Raw genomic sequence first — 15356 nt, forward strand, 5'->3', positions numbered from 1 at the left:
GCCCCAGTGCGGCGGCCGCGGCACGGGCGTGACGTCGGCGAAGCGCGCTTCGACGGCAGCCATGGCGTCATCCAGTGCGGCTCGGGATGCCACGGACTCCGACTGGTGGCTCGCCCAGGCCGACAGCTGCGACCCGCGCGGACGCGAAGCGAAGTACGCATCATCTCGCTCGGCCGGCAGCGGCTTCGCCGTGCCCAGGACGATGACCTGCCGCTGCAGCGCGTACCAGGGGAAAAGCACCGACACCGCCGGATTCTCGGCGAGCGCGCGCCCCTTCCGCGACTCCCGGTTGGTGAAGAACCACAACGCGCCGTCGTCGTCGATCCCGCGCAGGAGCACGGTGCGCGAGGTCGGGGAGCCCTCGGCATCCACCGTCGACACCACCATCGCGTTCGGTTCGGGCAGGTCGGCGGCCTCCGCGAGCCAGCCCTGGAACAGCGCGATCGGCGAGGCCGAGAGCGCGTCGTCATCGAGTTCGGCGAGCGTGTAGTCGAGCCGGTGGGCGAGGGGGTTCTCGGTCATCGCGGGGTCCTTCGGTGGGGCTCGGGAGGCACCATCGTACGGCCGAGCGCCGACAGGACGGGCGCGGTTGTGGAATACCCGCCGCGCACCCCGGGTTGGGGAGAGCCGGCCCTGTTTCCCCTCGAAAGGACCCCCATGAGCCTGTTCAGCCCCACCACCGTCGGCGACGTCGACGTCCGCAACCGTGTTTCGCTCGCCCCGATGACCCGCCTGCGCGCGAGCGCCGACGGCGTTCCCGGGCACCTCATCGCGACCTACTACGCGCAGCGCGCGGGTATCGGTCTGCTGGTGACCGAGGGCGTCTTCCCGAGCGCCGAGTCGCGGGCGTACCCCGGTCAGCCGGGCATCGTCACCGACGCGCAGGCGGCCGGCTGGGCGAAGGTGGCGGATGCCGTGCACGCCGAGGGCGGAGCGGTCTTCATGCAGCTCATACTGCAGGATCGTGAAGGTGTTGTCACCGGAGTCGGCGCCGGAGCCGGCGCATCCGGCGAGTGAGACGGACACGACGGTCGCGGCGAGGATGCCGAGTCCGACACGCGCCGCACTGCGCTTGGTCGCTTTCATTTCTCTCCTCTAGTGGGGGCGGCCGCGTTCGCGGGCGCGCCGGATACCGGCCATGCGCGTGCATGGTCGGACGGTTCGGGGTGATGGCTAGGTTCGGGGCGGAGGCCCCACTGACCCGCGCTCGATGAGGGGGCATGTCAACGTCGTCACGCCGGGCGGCGCCGACACGTTGCCGTGAATGCGGTCGATCGCCCGGCGGGCCGCCCATGCGCCCATGTCGTGATGAGGGAGACGCATCGTCGTGAGACCCGGTCGCAGGGCGTCGGCGATGAACAGCTGATCGTCGAAGCCCACGACAGACAGGTCGTCGGGGATGCGCAGTCCGAGATCCGTTGCCGCCTGGAAGACAGCGAAGGCGATCTGGTCGGAGAAGCAGAACACGGCGGTCGGCCGGTCGGAACGCTCGAGGAGTCGCCGCACCGGCGCATACGCTGCGGCGGTCGCGGGTTCGGGCAGCTCCACGATGAGCGACGGGTCGCCCAGGATGCCGTCAGCGTCGAGGGCGTCCTGGTAGCCGGCGCGTCTCAGTTCCGTGGCGACGAAGGTTCCGCTCTGCACCGTGCAGAACGCGATCCGCGCGTGGCCGTGTCGGATCAGATGGGCCGTGGCGTCGAATGCGGCGCCCCGCTCGTCGGGAACCACGCCGTCCGCCACGGCGGCTGACGCGGCGAACCCGTCGAGCACCACCACCGGCAGGGTCGGCGGAATGACCGGGAGAGCCACCTCGCGATGGAACTGCGCTGCCACGATCACGGCATCGATGTCGCGCTGCAGAAGTGCGCGCGACGACTGGTCGAGCATCTCGGCCCGATCGGTGGTGTCGATGATCATCGCGAGGTAACCGCTGTCCCACGCCTCGCTTTGCACCCCCTCGAGCATCCGACCGGCGAAGGGCACGCTGGCTACGCGGTCGGACAAAACCCCGATCGTGTGCGTGCGCTTGGTCTTCAGGCCCCGCGCGAGCTGGTTGGGGATGTACCCCATGTCTTCGGCCATCACACGGATGCGGGCCGCGGTCGTCGCATTCACTCGACCGGCGTGGCGGTCGTTGAGCACCAGCGACACGGCAGAGGGCGACACGCCCACCGCGGCGGCGAGGTCTTTCAACGTGATCACGACGGCTCCTTCGACATCAATCGTTTGACCGATCCCGCGGGGCGCGGCGTCAAACGTTTGATGCGACCGTAGGAGCGTCAAACGCGTTGACGCAAAACCTCGTTACCGTTTCGTTGCCTGGCTCACCGGGCGATGTCGCGCCTCCGGAACGCGGCGAACGCCAGCGCGAGAAACACCGCGACCACCGCGACCGTTCCGAACACACCCGTCAGGTCGGCACCGTCCTCGATCACCGGGATGTGCCAGAACGGGCTGATCGCCAGAACCTCATCGCTGAAGTCGAACGTCGGTCCGAGGATCGTGAGACCGAACGTGGCGACGACACCCGCCCACGCCGCGACGGCCACGTGCGGTCTCGCGGAGAAGACGACGGCGGCGAGCGCGACGAGCGACCACACGGCCGGGAGCGAGGCGACCGACTGCAGGAACGCCCCGTCGAACGTCAGCCCGATGTCCGCCCCGGCCGCCAAGAGCGCGACGAGCGTGCCGGAGAGCAGGACGCACACGGTCGACAACCCGAGCGCCATCGCGAGGTTGCTGCCGAGGTAGGTCGCGCGGTGAACTCCCCCGGCGAGGACGGGTTCGACACGATCCGCGCCCTCCTCGGTGCGGATCCGGAGCACGACCTGCACGCCCGGAATCGCGGCGAGGATGCCGATGAGACTCACCACCGTGAGCAGGAACGCCGACACCAGCTCGTCCGACGTGGTCGCCCCGGCTGCGAGCACCTGGGCCACCGCGGGGTTGTCTCCGAGCAGGTCCTGGATCGACGTCACGAAGTATCCGAAGACCAGCCCGAGCGCGAGGAACGCGATCACCCACACCACCGCCGAGGGAGCGTTGAGACGTGCGGCAAGCGCCCCCGTCGAGCGGACGCGCCCCCGCTCGCCGATGGGCGGCGCCGACGACCCGAGCACGACGAAGGGGCCAACGGTTGCCCGTCAGCCCCTCGTCGATGTGCGCGCTCGGCGGCACCGAGACTCAGTGCTCGTCGTAGTGCTCGCCGTGCGAGGCGTGCTTGTGCCCGTCGTGCACGTAGTCGACGTGATCGTCGTGCGAGACGGTCTCGTGTCCGCAATCCGCGCCGTGGGCGTGCTCTGCGACCGTGTGCTCGGCGACACTCTCGTGCTCGTCGTAGTGGTCGTCGTGCTGGACCGCCTCGTGGCCGCAGTCGGCCCCGTGCGCGTGCTCGGACACCGTGTGCTCGGCGTGAACCTCAGTCGTGCTCATCAGATCTCTCCTTTGTCAGAGGCGTCCCCTTCGAGGACGTGGGTGATCGCGTCGTCGACGACGTGCGCGATGTGGTGGTCCGCGAGTTGGTAGATCGCTTCACGCCCGGCGCGTGACACGGTCACTATTCCCGCCTGCCGCAGCGTCCGAAGGTGCTGCGACACCAGCGGTTGCGACATCTCACTGCGCTGCACCAGCGCGCTCACCCCGGAGGGCTCCGAGGCAAGCAGCCGGACGAGGTAAAGGCGCGACGGCGATCCGAGAACCTTGAACAAGGACGCCGTCGCTTCTAGCCCCGCTTCGCGTTCCACCTGATCAGCACACCACAACACATAAACGAATCGCAATACGTGCATGCAACTGATAACGATGATCGAAACTCCGGGTCGTCGCGGTGTCGGTGCCCGGGAGTAACGTCGGCGCCATGACACCGGACGAACTCTTCCTCCACTCCGACGCCGCCCTCCGCGAGGTCATCGACCAGCTCGATCCCGCTGACTTCTCCGCCCCCGTGCCGAAGGAGTGGAGCGAGCTCGAATCGCCCACGCTGCTCGGCATCCTGGGCCGCCACGCCTACGACGAGGCGTGGATCCCCGACGTGATCGCCGGGCGTGCGGCCGCCGACGGCGACCCGTTCGCCGACGTGGACCTCCTGGGCGACGACCCGATCGCCTCTTACGACGCTCTGAACGACGCTGCGACGGCCGCGGTGCGCTCGGGCGACTTCGCCGAGACCTTCCGGTTCATCTATGGCGATTACCCCGCCGCCGACGGTTTCGCTCACCTGTCGATGTATCGCGCGTTCCAGGCATGGTCAATCGCGAAGCACTTCGGCATCCCATTCCACCTCTCCCCCGAGCTGATCGCCGGGCTCAACGAGCACGTCACCCCGCACGCCGACGAATGGCGACAGTGGGGCGTGTTCCCTCCGGCGATCGAGCCGCCCGCGGATGCCGATGACGAGACGCGGCTGCTGTGCGCGGTGGGGTTCTGGGTGGCGTAGGCGCCTCAGGCCTCGGAGGAACCCGGGCCGAGCTGACACGCGAGACCTCAAGGTCAGACTTGCGCGCGCTGCGCCGTCATCCGTTTCTCGATCAGGTACATGATGGCGATCGAAATGAGCGCCACGGCGGCGAGGAGCATCGTCAGAATCGCGAGCCCCTCGAACAGACGCCACTCGGCGAAGACACCGCCCAGGATGTTGCCGAGCAGGTATCCCGCACCGACCACGACCGAGTACGCGCCCATGATGAGGCCGCGGTTGTCGCGATACTCGGCCGAGATGTCGCTGAGGTGGCTGAGCGCGGCGGGGGTGAACCCGGCCTCGAGGAACACCCCGACGAGGACGAGGGGGATCGCCACTCCGAGCGGCAGCCCTCGATTGGCCAGCAACAAGCCGACCGAGGCGAGGACGGCGCCGAACACCGTCACGAACAACGTGGGGACGGTCGGCAGCTTCCCGATGAAGAACGCCCACGCGACGATGCAGAGACTGAAGACGAGAACATAGATGCCGAGCACGGCCGAGAGACCTGCTTCGTTGCCGGCGAACGCACCCGGGAAGAGCTGGTCGGGATCGGTCTGGTCACCGGCCAGCACGAAGGTGATCTGCGACGTGACCCACGTGCCGAGAATCGCGTTCACGGCGACCCAGGCCGGGAGGAACGCCAACAGCCGCGGTTGCGTGAGCACGCGGATGCGATCGCCCACCATGGGCGGTGGCGCCGCCGCTTCGGCGGCGACGGTCTCCGGCACTGACCCCGGCGAGCGAACGAACAGCAGCACGAGGACCGATGCGATGACGTACACGACGGCGAGCGTCACGAAAGACCACAGCCCCAACGCCCCGTACAACAGGGGTCCGGCGACCGCGCCGAGCGCGATACCTCCCGAGGAGGAGAGTTCGTAGAGACTCGTCACCCGTCCCCTCCGCATCCGGTCGTCATCGCTCGCATCGGCGAGCAAGCCGAGCGTCGCGGGAGCCGCGATCGCCGCGCCGGCTCCGTCCAACAACCGCGACGTGCCGACGATGACCACGACGAGGACGATCGAGGGTGCCGTCGCCACGATCGACGCACCCGGAGTGATCACGATGCCCGCTGCCGCCAGCAGAGGCGCGGCGATGAGGAACACGCGCCGGCCGCGCCGATCGCTGGCCGACCCCGCAATGGGCGCCAGGATCAGCTCGGCCAAGAAGCTCAGACCCGAGAGCGCGCCGAGCAAGACAGCGCCCACGGGCGCACCGTCGCGCGCGAGGTCGACGAAGTACGCGCCCAGCACGAGCGCTCCCGCGGCCGAGGCTGTGCGCAGAAGAAGTTGCGCGACGATGACGGCGCCGGCGCCGCGGCCCTGCCCCGGAGGCGACGAAGCAGAAGTCATGCGTACAGCCTGATGGATCAACCGCCGCTGAGGCGCGAAGGTGCCGAACACGTCGACGCCGTCCTCGATCTCACGGGCGGCGGCACAGCCGCCACGATCTCCGTACTGCCGCCGTCAGTGCAAACGCGCGGGCGACGCGTCAGCCGCCGCCGCCGCCGATTCGGGTCCAGGCCGCCCGACCCTCCGCTCGGCGCGACGCCTCGTAGGGCGTCACCCGTGCGTCGTCGCCGGCGCGGCGAAGATCATCGCGCGTGGTCCGCCGCGTCCTGATCCAGTGGATGAAGATCCAGACCAGCGCCACGGCGCCGAGCAGCAGAGTGACGGCGAGCACGATGACGAGGTCCATGACGGCGATGCTACGCCGCCCCTCGTGGAGGTGGGTGGCTGTAAACTCCGCCCACAGATGTCCAGGATCAGGCCGTTTCTCCGGGGTAACTGTCCTCGGATCGCCGTTCGGATTCCGGTGAGAAAAGTCCCATCTGGCGGTCTCAGCCGCTCGCGACGTCTTCTCGGCGCTGGCTCAGCAGAGTGTGGAGATCTCCCGAGGCGCCGAGGAGTGCGACGCTGCGGCGATTCAGATCAGTCAGCCGCTCGTCGAGAAGTGCTTGCGCCTCCGCGGTCAGGCCGTGCTCGCGAAGCTGCTCGAGCACACGCGAGATCGGGGGGATGCGATGCCCCCCGCTTCGCAATGCTGCGACGATCCGTGCTTCGGTGATAGCCCGGGCGTTGTAACGGCGGGGCTGTGACCGGCTCGTCCGCTCGGGGTTTACAAGTCCTTCGTGCTCCCAGTGGCGTAGTGCCGATGAGCGGACACCAATGGCTTCTGCGAGCTCACTGATCGTCATGGAGTCGCGGTCGTCGAAGACGTCGGCGGTGTCGGCGAGGACGGCTCGTAGGCCGCGACTCGCTTCGCGGACCTGGTCTCGGCTGCGGGCGAGCATGGCATGCAGGCCGTCGATCCTCTCCGCGGCGGTATCGAGAGTGCCCTGCAGAAGAGTGGGCATCATCTGTCGCGCCGGCACGGGACCTATCGCGGCTGCCAATCCGCGATAGGCGCGAAGCGCGATGATGTGGCGCTCCTCGTATCGCCGATATCCGTTGGGGGTGCGCTCGGCGGCAGGTAGGACTCCGAGCCGCTCAAGGTCACGAACTTGCTGCGTGGAGTACCCCACAAGCCGGGCGATGGCAGCCGTCGTCCATTCAGCCTCTTGAGACTTACTCGTTGGCATGCTCGTTCCCATCACGTCAAAGTCCACATAAGCACTTGAGGGCGACGATTGAGGCATGGAGATGGATGAGATTGTCGACATTGTCAGCAGCTTCGACGGAGTGCTCGTGGTCACCCCAGGCGAGGGGAGCGGATCGCCGGAGTTGGCGTGGGGCGATGCGTTCTTCTACTACGCCCCCGATGGCGTGATGCCGGAGCGGACTCAGCCATACGGAACGATCGTGACGAAGAACTACCCGGACGACGCAGAATCGAGACTCGACGATCCAGACCGGTTCCGCGTGAACATCCACATCGGCCGCGACCGCTCGCCGCAGATCGTGGACGAGGGCGCGAGTCCCGCAGATCCCGACGTGTTCGTGGCACACCCGCTGTACGGAACGGCCGGATGGGTGTCGGTGGTGAACCCAGCAGAGTCGACGTCGGAGCAAGCCATCTCGCTGTTGCGCGACGCCCACGAGGCAGCGCGAGCTCGTGCTTCTCGTCGGGCCGGCTCGGCCTGATGGGATCGCCGCAATCGTTGAGCGAGATCGATCGGCGGGTCGTGGCAGCGTGGGCCGCTGACTGCGCCGAACGAGTCCTCGCGGCATTCGAGTCGGAGGCGCCCACAGACCCGCGGCCGCGCGACGCGATCGCTCGCACCCGCGCCTTCGCGCGCGGCGAGATCGATGCCGCCGCAGAGATCCGACGTCGTTTCGTCGCAGGGCGCGCCGCCCACGACGTCACAACCCCACCGGCCATCGCGGCAGCACGAGCAGCTGCACAAGCCGCCGGCGTCGCACACATGGGCGCCCACGCCCTCGGAGCCGCCGCATACGCCGCCCAAGCAGCGGGCCTGTCGAGACCCGATCACGTCGACGCTGTCCGCGACGAGATCCGCTGGCAGCTTGAGCAATTGAGCCCGGAAGCCAGGACGGCGCTACGACAGCTGCCACTCCTCGGGGAAGACACGGCCGGCCCCCTTGGACCCGGGCTCCTCAGCCGAGGCGTCCTCGGCGCCAACATCCGCGCCATTCAAGCGGGCCTGAGGTAGCCGCGACAGAACGGGACATTTGTGCTGGGAAAAAGGGCGGTCGAGCTCCTTCGCGAAAAACACGCTCGCAGCCTTGAGGACCTCGTTCGCCTTATGCAACTCCGAGACCTCCTTCTCCAGCTGCTTGATCCGCGCCGCGGCGTCGGTGGTGACGCCGGGCTTGGTGCCGGCATCAACCTCGTACCGGCGCTGCCAGAGCCGCAGCGTCTCCGGGCTCATCCCCAGCAGCCCGGCCACATGCCGGACCGCGCTCATCATGCTCAGGGCTCCGGCCGCGCCTCCGCGAGCATCCGCAACGCACGCTCACGCATCTCCGGCGAATACTTCCTGTTCAGGCCGATTCATCGGACACAATGAGCCGGAATTTACAGTGGCCCCGAGCTACATCCCCGGCGCCATGTCGGCGAACCGCGAGTAGTGGCCCTGGAACGCGACCGTGATCGTGTCGGTCGGACCATTACGGTGCTTCGCCACGATCAGGTCGGCCTCACCGGCACGGGGGCTGTCCTTCTCGTACGCGGCCTCGCGGTGCAGGAGCACCACCATGTCGGCATCCTGCTCGATCGAGCCCGACTCACGCAGGTCGGACAGGGCGGGCTTCTTGTCGGCACGCTGCTCGGCACCACGGTTCAGCTGCGACAGCGCGATGACGGGAACCTGCAGTTCTTTCGCCATCAGCTTCAGCGCACGCGAGAACTCACTGACCTCCTGCTGACGCGACTCGACGCGCTTACCGCTCGTGAGCAGCTGCAGGTAGTCGATGACGACCATCTTCAGACCCTCGCGCTGCTTCAGGCGACGGCACTTCGCGCGGATCTCGACCAGCGTCATGTTCGGGCTGTCGTCGATGTACAAAGGGGCGTCGTTGATACGGCCGCGGGTGGCGGCCACCGTCGTCCAGTCGCGCGAGTCGAGCGTGCCTTTGCGCATGCTCTGCAGCGGGATCGCGCCCTCGGCGCTCAGCAGGCGCATCGCGATCTCGCTGCGCCCCATCTCGAGCGAGAAGAAGATCGTGGGCATGTCCGCCTTGACCGCGGCGGCACGCGCGAAGTCGAGCGCGAGCGTCGACTTACCCATGGCGGGACGCGCGGCGATGACGATCATCTGGCCGGGGTGCAGACCGTTCGTCAGCTGGTCGAGCCCGGCGAAGCCGGTCGGGATGCCGGTCATCGACCCGTCGCGACCGCGAGCGGCCTCGATCTCTTCGACCGCGGCATCCACCGCCATCGTCAGGGGGATGTAATCTTCGGCGCTGTCGTCGCCCGAGACGTTGTAGATCTCGGCCTGCGCGCTGTTGACGAGCTCGGTCGGGTCGCCCTCGCCCGCGTAGCCCATCTGCACGATGCGCGTGCCGGCCTCGACCAGACGGCGCAGCAGCGCGCGCTCGGCGACGATCGACGCGTAATACCCGGCGTTCGCCGCCGTAGGGACGATCGAGGTGAGCGTGTGGAGGTAGTCGGCGCCGCCGGCGCGCTGCAGCTCACCGGTCTTGATGAGCTCGTCGGTGACCGCGACCACGTCGGTCGGTTCACCGTGCGAGTACAGCGTGAGGATCGCCTCGAAGATCAGCTCGTGCTTCGGCACGTAGAAGTCGGGCCCGCGCAGCGTCTCGATGACATCGGCCACGGCGTCTTTCGACAGCAGCATGCCGCCCAGGGCGCTCTGCTCGGCGAGGATGTCGTGCGGCGGAGTGCGCTCGGGCCGCGGCGACGATCCGCCGAGACGTTCGTTCGCGATGTCGGTGATCGACACAGGCACTCCTTCTCAGTTTCGGACGCACTCCCCCATCGGCCGGATTGCGCACGGAAAGCGCAACGACCACATCGGGATGACGACCTCGAGCAGCATCGAATCACCGACCTCCGACATCGACGCGCGGGTGGTGACGGGTCTGCCCGATGGGATGCACCCACGCTAAGGACGACCCCTCCTCCACGCAAACAGGCCTGTGGATAACTCTGTGGATAGTCTGCGAGAAACGCCGCGATTGCTGTGCACAACTCCTGTGGAGAACTCGGTGGATGATGTGGAATCTTCTTCTCAAAATGACCTCTAACCGGGTCTTTATCTCTCCACAGGAAACCTGGGGGAATCCTGTTTGAAGCAACGGTTGAAGGTTGCTCGACTTGACAAAAGAGTGTGGACAACCCGGGGGATAACTTCGGCGCTGAGCTACTGACTACCGCCCGCGCTGTCAAGTCATGTTCACGTGCGGCGTGTCGGCACGCCTCCCGTCGGACACCGCGTGGTAACTGACGGTTTCCTGAGACTCTGGCCTTCCCCCACGCACGGGCGTAAAGTCACCCGCCATAGACATGTCATAGGCGAATGTCGAAGGACTTTGGGGAGTCAGCAATGGATGCCGTGACCCGGCGAAGCGCGATCCCGGCGCTTCGCATGCTCGGGTGGGCGTTCGTTGCGGCCCTGGCATGGGTCTTCCTCTCCCTCACCTTCACGTCGTCGTCCGCGTCGGCGAACGATGACCGTTCCGGTCTTCTCGGCCTCGTCTCGGACACCGTGAACAGCACCACCGGAGCGGTGGGTGGACTCATCGATGAGACCGTGGCATCCGTGGTTCAGACGGTCGAGCCGGTAGCGGCTCCCGTCGCCCAGGTCGTGCCGGCACCCGTGAGCGAGCCTGTCCGCGCTGTCACGGAGACCACCGTCGACACCGTGCACACCGTGGTCGACACGGTCAACGACACCGCGGCGAGCGCGGTCGACACCGTCACCGACACCGTGTCGGACGTCGCCTCGTCGGAGGTCGTCGGATCGGTCGTCTCCCCCGTGGTCGATACCGTCGTCGCCGTTCCGGTGGTGGGCGACATCGTCTCGAGCGTCGGCCTCGACGACGTCGTGACCAAGGTCGTCGACACGGTCGATGAGACCCTGCCGGTCGTCGTCGGCACCGCCCCTCCGATCGTCCCGACGATCCCGGACGTCGGCACCCTTCCCAGCATCCCCGGCGGCAGCGTCGGCCCCGCCTCGCCCGCGCCGGTCGACCAGCCCGCCGAGGTCCTCGTGCCGGCCGAGGCCATCGTCCCGGCCGGTTCTGCCACCACCGACAGCCCGGTGAGCACCACCGCGGCGGCCGGCACCGCAGGTGTCCAGGCTGCCGAACAGGCCTTCGCCGCGGCCGCGACGAGCGTTCCCGGCGACAGCTCTGCCCACGGCACCGCGCCGCCCACCGAGGCCCCAATCGGCTACGGCCTGGGTGATGGCATCCCGGGGTCGTCTTCGGCATCCCTGTCGTCCGGTGCGAGCGGACCGACAGCCGCGCGCCTCGACGACCGCGCGGGTTCGCCGACCTTCGTCCTTCTCTTCCGCAGCGCTCTCGTCGACGACGATCTCCCCGGCGCTCCCACCTTCGCCACCGACGTCTCCCCTGACTGAGGCGGACCGCGTCGTGCCCCAGCACGACAGACGGTCCCCCGCGCGTTCCGCGCACCTCATTCACACCTCAGGAGAGAACTTTCATGCGCAAGATCTACTCGCGCGCCATCCTCGGCGCGTTGATCGGCGGCGGCTTGGCCGTCGTCGGGGCCGGCATGGCCCACGCCTCGGAGACGTCGGGTACCGACGGCCTCCTCTCGGGCGACCAGGCGATCATCTCGGTCGACCTGCCCGTCACCGTCGGCGGCAACGCCGTGTCGGTCATCGGTGACAGCGACACCTCGGATGCCAGCACCTCGGCACCCGCATCGCAGCCCACGGTGGATGCCACCACCGACGGCGGGGACAGCCTCCTCGGCGGCAATCAGGGCCTCGTCTCGGTGGACGTGCCCGTGACCGTCGGCGGCAACGCCGTGTCGGTCATCGGCGACAGCCACAGCGAGGATGCCGCGACCACGGGCGGCTCGGGCTCGGGCTCGGGCGACTCCGGCGACGTCGAGACCGACGGCGGCGACAGCCTCGGCGGCGGCAACCAGGCCGAGGCCCCTGTCTCGGCACCGGTGACGGTCGGCGGCAACGCCGTGTCGGTCATCGGCGACAGCCACACCCAGGACGCCACCACCACCGGTGGCTCGACCTCGGGCGGCGCCGGTGACGTCGAGACCGACGGCACCGACAGCCTCGGCGGCGGCAACCAGGCCGACGCTCCGGTCTCGGCACCGGTGACGGTCGGCGGCAACGCCGTGTCGGTCATCGGCGACAGCCACACCCAGGACGCCACCACCACCGGTGGCTCGACCTCGGGCGGCGCCGGTGACGTCGAGACCGACGGCACCGACAGCCTGCTCGGCGGGAACCAGGCGATCCTCCCGATCAGCGTGCCCGTCACCATCGGCGGGAACGCCGTTTCCGGGATCGGCGACAGCAACAGCGAGGACGCCACCACCAGCGGCGGCGGCTCGGGCGGCTTGATCGGTGACATCGCCACCGGCGGTGGCGACAGCATCCTCGGCGGTAACCAGCTGATCGTCCCGATCGACCTGCCGGTCACCATCGGCGGCAACGCGGTCTCGATCATCGGCGACAGCACCACCGTCGGCTCGGAGACGGGCACCCCCGGAACCCCGGGCACCCCCGGCACCCCCGGCACCCCGGGAACCCCGGGCACGCCCGGCACCCCGGGCACGCACGGAACGCCCGGAACCCCGGGCACGCCCGGAACGCCCGGAACCCCGGGAACCCCGGGCACGCCCGGCACCCCNGCTCGGCGGGAACCAGGCGATCCTCCCGATCAGCGTGCCCGTCACCATCGGCGGGAACGCCGTTTCCGGGATCGGCGACAGCAACAGCGAGGACGCCACCACCAGCGGCGGCGGCTCGGGCGGCTTGATCGGTGACATCGCCACCGGCGGTGGCGACAGCATCCTCGGCGGTAACCAGCTGATCGTCCCGATCGACCTGCCGGTCACCATCGGCGGCAACGCGGTCTCGATCATCGGCGACAGCACCACCGTCGGCTCGGAGACGGGCACCCCCGGAACCCCGGGCACCCCCGGCACCCCCGGCACCCCGGGAACCCCGGGCACGCCCGGCACCCCGGGCACGCACGGAACGCCCGGAACCCCGGGCACGCCCGGAACGCCCGGAACCCCGGGAACCCCGGGCACGCCCGGCACCCCCGGCACCCCCGGCACCCCCGGCACCCCCGGAACCCCGGGTGTGACCGGCTCGGTCGCCTCGGTGTCGTCGGTCTCGGCGGTGTCGTCGCCGATAGCGTCGGGGCGCGGCGAGCTCGCCGTGACCGGAACCGACGGCGCTGCGCTGTTCACCCTGCTGAACACGGCGCTGATCCTGCTCGGCGTGGGAGGTGTGCTGCTCGCCCGCCGGCGCCTCACCGCCTGATGCCCGCTCGGGAGGGGCTTCGGCCTCTCCCGACGGGGCACCGGATGCCAGGGTCTATTGGGGGTCTGGCATCCGGTGTCCGGCGTGTCCGGGGTCTGTGAGAGTCCGGCGAGCCTCAGGACGGGAGGAGATTCGGGCAGCGGAGGGTCGAAGCCCCTCCCTGGGTCCTCCGGCCGCCGGAATCTCCTCCCCAGCCCCGCCCGCCGCCCGGCCCGCCCCCGCCTCAGTCGGCGAGGCGCCAGTCCTCGAAGCTGAACCCGGGCGAGACGAGGCAGCTGACCACGGCCTCGGCGTCGTCGACGAGCCGCGCCGACTGCCAGACGCCCGCCGGGACGGTGACCTGCAGCCGCTCCCCCGCCGCGAGGTCGGCGCCGAGCACCACCGTGTCGGCACCCGAAGGCGCCGAACCGTCGCCGCCGAACGACAGCTCGAGGCGGCCCGGACCGTGCCAGAGCCACACCTCGTCGCTCGACACGACGTGCCACGCGCTGTGCTCGCCCGGGGTGAGCAGGTAGTGGATCAGCGTCGCCGCCGGCCGCGCACCGGCGGGGGTGTCGACCGCGTAGGTCCCGGTCCACATGCGGCGGAACCACCCGCCCTCGGGGTGCTGCGCGAGGTCGAGCAGTCGGGCGGTGGTCGGGCGGTCGTCAGTCACAGGACACTCCGGTCTCTCGGGTGAAAGCGGGGGATGCGAAGCGCACCTCACCCTCGACGAACGTCGCGGCCGCGCGCCCGGCGCCGTCGACCGCGAGGTGCTCGATCGTGTCGTCGACCGCGGCGACGTCGACGTCGAAGAACGCCAGGTCGGCCACGGCGCCGACGGCTAGGTATCCGGTGCGCTGCGGTCCGGTGTCCAGGCCCATGGCGTGCGCTCCCCCGAGCGTCGCGGCTCGCAGGAGCACCGCCGACAGGTCGCGGTGGGCGTACCCCTGCGCACGCGCCAGCCCGTGCAGCGCGGCCACGTCTGCCAGCAGGTCGAGCGAGGGAGACGACGACAGCGAGTCGGTGCCCACCGCGATCGCATTGCCCTCGACGAGGTACGCCGCGACGGGCGGTTCATCGAGGCCGATCACGGCGTTCGACCGCGGACACAGCGCCACGGTGGTCCCCCGCTGCCGCAGCACCGAACGGTCGCGCGCCGTCATGTAGACGCCGTGGGCGATATGGCAGTCGGGTCCGAGCACCCCGAGTTCGTCGACGAACTCCGTCGCACCCGTGCCGAAGCCCTCGTCGCGCAGCGCCTGGAAACTCGCCGGACGCCGATCGCGCCACGGCAGCGCCTCGCCGTGCTCGCGCTCGAAAGCGGCCTCGCCGAGATGGATGTGCAGCCGACTCCCCCGCTCCCGCACGATGTCGGGGATCTCCAGCAGCGGCTCGACGTCGAGCGAGTACGGCGCGTGCGGCGACAGGCCGGTTCCGGGCGGCGACGGCAGCGAGTCCAGCCGCGCCTCCACCTCGGCCCTCCCCCGCTCGGCCCACGCGGCGTTGATCCAGCTCATCACCTCCCAGTAGGTGATGCCGTGCAGCCGCGCGTCGTGCAGCGCGGATGCCGCCTCGACGTCGGTGACGACGTCGGCGACGGAGGTCGTGCCGGCGGCGATCATCTGCGCGGCGCCGGTCATGGCATCCATCGCCCAGTCCAACCCCAACTCGTAGACCGGTTGGAAGGCCGCGGCCCACTCCTCGAACCCGGCGTACGACCCCCGCCCCACCGCGGCCATGCCCGTGTACTGCAGGTGCGAGTGCGCATTGACGAGGCCGGGAGTCAGGATGCCGGGCCAGTGCACCTCGACGAACTCCGCGCCGCGCTGGCGCAGCTCGTGCCGCACCCATTCGCGGTCACCGACGTGCCGGATGCGCCCGCCCGCGACGGCGATCGCCCCCTCGACGATGGGCGGAGCGGTGATCGGGACGACGAGGGATGCCGAATACAGCACGACCCGCGGGCGCTCGGGTGCGCGATCGACGGTCATGCCGCCAGCCTAGGAG

19 protein-coding genes are annotated in these 15356 nt (G+C 69.4%); 7 read left to right on the forward strand and 12 right to left on the reverse strand.

Annotation, left to right across the window (positions count from 1 at the left end; genetic code table 11):
• Positions 1-522: pyridoxine/pyridoxamine 5'-phosphate oxidase (locus D8Y23_RS06650; RefSeq protein ID WP_128217381.1), on the reverse strand; the 522-nt coding region annotated here is incomplete at its 3' end.
• Positions 523-657: 135 nt separating this feature from the next.
• Between D8Y23_RS06650 and D8Y23_RS06655 the strand changes: the two genes are divergently transcribed.
• Positions 658-1017 carry a hypothetical protein gene (locus tag D8Y23_RS06655; protein ID WP_240663819.1) on the forward strand — a complete coding sequence of 120 codons (360 nt, stop codon included), beginning with the start codon at positions 658-660 and terminating at the stop codon, positions 1015-1017.
• Between the two features lie 156 nt (positions 1018-1173).
• On the opposite strand, the gene D8Y23_RS06660 is transcribed toward D8Y23_RS06655, so the two are convergent.
• The 4 genes from D8Y23_RS06660 to D8Y23_RS06675 form a co-directional block, all read right to left on the reverse strand.
• Complete coding sequence (locus D8Y23_RS06660; RefSeq protein WP_128217382.1) at positions 1174-2202, reverse strand: LacI family DNA-binding transcriptional regulator; 1029 nt, start codon at positions 2200-2202, stop codon at positions 1174-1176.
• A 122-nt stretch (positions 2203-2324) separates the two neighbouring features.
• On the reverse strand, positions 2325-3119 hold the full coding sequence (locus D8Y23_RS06665) for a hypothetical protein (RefSeq protein ID WP_164878154.1): 795 nt from the start codon (positions 3117-3119) through the stop codon (positions 2325-2327).
• A gap of 64 nt (positions 3120-3183) precedes the next feature.
• The gene (locus D8Y23_RS06670; protein ID WP_128217384.1) at positions 3184-3432 is read right to left on the reverse strand and encodes a hypothetical protein; all 249 of its coding nucleotides are present in this window, start codon (positions 3430-3432) and stop codon (positions 3184-3186) included.
• Positions 3432-3788: an ArsR/SmtB family transcription factor gene (locus D8Y23_RS06675; RefSeq protein ID WP_128217385.1), complete on the reverse strand. Its 357-nt coding sequence runs from the start codon at positions 3786-3788 to the stop codon at positions 3432-3434. The genes D8Y23_RS06670 and D8Y23_RS06675 overlap by 1 nt, the downstream gene beginning before the upstream one ends.
• 68 nt (positions 3789-3856) lie before the next feature.
• Here D8Y23_RS06675 and D8Y23_RS06680 point away from each other — a divergent pair, with 68 nt between their 5' ends.
• Entirely contained in the window at positions 3857-4435 is a 579-nt protein-coding gene (locus tag D8Y23_RS06680) for a hypothetical protein (RefSeq protein ID WP_128217386.1), read from the forward strand.
• A gap of 53 nt (positions 4436-4488) precedes the next feature.
• On the opposite strand, the gene D8Y23_RS06685 is transcribed toward D8Y23_RS06680, so the two are convergent.
• From D8Y23_RS06685 to D8Y23_RS06695, 3 genes are all read right to left on the reverse strand, one after another.
• Entirely contained in the window at positions 4489-5811 is a 1323-nt protein-coding gene (locus D8Y23_RS06685; RefSeq protein WP_128217387.1) for an MFS transporter, read from the reverse strand.
• 139 nt (positions 5812-5950) lie between these two features.
• The gene (locus D8Y23_RS06690; RefSeq protein ID WP_128217388.1) at positions 5951-6157 is read right to left on the reverse strand and encodes a hypothetical protein; all 207 of its coding nucleotides are present in this window, start codon (positions 6155-6157) and stop codon (positions 5951-5953) included.
• A 142-nt stretch (positions 6158-6299) separates the two neighbouring features.
• Entirely contained in the window at positions 6300-7067 is a 768-nt protein-coding gene (locus D8Y23_RS06695; RefSeq protein ID WP_240663820.1) for a MerR family transcriptional regulator, read from the reverse strand.
• Positions 7068-7095: 28 nt separating this feature from the next.
• On the opposite strand from D8Y23_RS06695, the gene D8Y23_RS06700 reads away from it, so the two are divergent.
• Together D8Y23_RS06700 and D8Y23_RS17080 are read left to right on the forward strand one after the other, a co-directional pair.
• On the forward strand, positions 7096-7542 hold the full coding sequence (locus D8Y23_RS06700) for a DUF6194 family protein (protein WP_128217389.1): 447 nt from the start codon (positions 7096-7098) through the stop codon (positions 7540-7542).
• Entirely contained in the window at positions 7542-8072 is a 531-nt protein-coding gene (locus D8Y23_RS17080) for a putative immunity protein (RefSeq protein ID WP_128217390.1), read from the forward strand. The genes D8Y23_RS06700 and D8Y23_RS17080 overlap by 1 nt, the downstream gene beginning before the upstream one ends.
• Here D8Y23_RS17080 and D8Y23_RS06710 read toward each other — a convergent pair.
• Both D8Y23_RS06710 and dnaB read right to left on the reverse strand, forming a co-directional pair.
• Positions 7959-8330: a transposase gene (locus D8Y23_RS06710; RefSeq protein ID WP_128217391.1), complete on the reverse strand. Its 372-nt coding sequence runs from the start codon at positions 8328-8330 to the stop codon at positions 7959-7961. The two genes, D8Y23_RS17080 and D8Y23_RS06710, sit on opposite strands and share 114 nt — an antisense overlap.
• A gap of 123 nt (positions 8331-8453) precedes the next feature.
• On the reverse strand, positions 8454-9824 hold the full coding sequence (gene dnaB, locus D8Y23_RS06715) for a replicative DNA helicase (RefSeq protein ID WP_128217392.1): 1371 nt from the start codon (positions 9822-9824) through the stop codon (positions 8454-8456).
• 603 nt (positions 9825-10427) lie between these two features.
• Here dnaB and D8Y23_RS06720 point away from each other — a divergent pair.
• The 3 genes from D8Y23_RS06720 to D8Y23_RS06730 all read left to right on the forward strand — a co-directional run bounded on the left by D8Y23_RS06720 (position 10428) and on the right by D8Y23_RS06730 (position 13367).
• Entirely contained in the window at positions 10428-11465 is a 1038-nt protein-coding gene (locus D8Y23_RS06720; RefSeq protein ID WP_128217393.1) for a hypothetical protein, read from the forward strand.
• Between the two features lie 155 nt (positions 11466-11620).
• Positions 11621-12862 carry a chaplin family protein gene (locus tag D8Y23_RS16955; RefSeq protein ID WP_428844470.1) on the forward strand — a complete coding sequence of 414 codons (1242 nt, stop codon included), beginning with the start codon at positions 11621-11623 and terminating at the stop codon, positions 12860-12862.
• Positions 12762-13367: a hypothetical protein gene (locus D8Y23_RS06730; RefSeq protein ID WP_205796931.1), complete on the forward strand. Its 606-nt coding sequence runs from the start codon at positions 12762-12764 to the stop codon at positions 13365-13367. The genes D8Y23_RS16955 and D8Y23_RS06730 overlap by 101 nt, the downstream gene beginning before the upstream one ends.
• Before the next feature lie 223 nt (positions 13368-13590).
• Here D8Y23_RS06730 and D8Y23_RS06735 read toward each other — a convergent pair whose 3' ends face one another.
• Both D8Y23_RS06735 and D8Y23_RS06740 read right to left on the reverse strand, forming a co-directional pair.
• Positions 13591-14022, reverse strand: a complete 432-nt coding sequence (locus D8Y23_RS06735) for a cupin domain-containing protein (RefSeq protein ID WP_128217396.1) — start codon at positions 14020-14022, stop codon at positions 13591-13593.
• On the reverse strand, positions 14015-15340 hold the full coding sequence (locus D8Y23_RS06740; RefSeq protein WP_128217397.1) for an amidohydrolase family protein: 1326 nt from the start codon (positions 15338-15340) through the stop codon (positions 14015-14017). Before D8Y23_RS06740 ends, D8Y23_RS06735 begins: the two co-directional genes overlap by 8 nt.
• Positions 15341-15356 lie beyond the last annotated feature (16 nt).

It is taken from the genome of Microbacterium enclense, assembly GCF_004022425.1.
Classification (GTDB): Bacteria; Actinomycetota; Actinomycetes; order Actinomycetales; family Microbacteriaceae; genus Microbacterium; species Microbacterium enclense_A.